This window comes from Dellaglioa sp. CoH-57-MRSF-21 (assembly GCF_056781915.1).
In genome coordinates, this window is sequence record NZ_JBXAXU010000264.1 from 1 (window position 1) to 232 (window position 232).

At 59.5% G+C, this 232-nt stretch carries 1 protein-coding gene; it reads right to left on the minus strand.

The features are described from left to right. Positions 1 to 232: hypothetical protein (locus AC1RPQ_RS08715; protein WP_481762388.1), on the minus strand; the 232-nt coding region annotated here is incomplete at both ends.

A 232-nucleotide genomic window follows, 5' to 3' on the forward strand; every position in this document is an offset into this window, starting at 1 on the left:
GGTCACGATCGTGGACCCGGTTTCCGCTCGCTCCTGATGCTGTTCCTTTGTCAGGTTCCACGTGAACGAGTTGGAACTGTGTTCGGTGAGAGCCCGCGAATACCGGATTTTACCGTCTTCCGAGAGCTGGGCGAGCAGTATGTTCACGCGGTTGCTGTTTTCGGCGTTGATTTTCGCGTAGCGCCCGACCGCACCCAGCTGACGCCACTGATCATCGCCGTCCGCGCCCTTG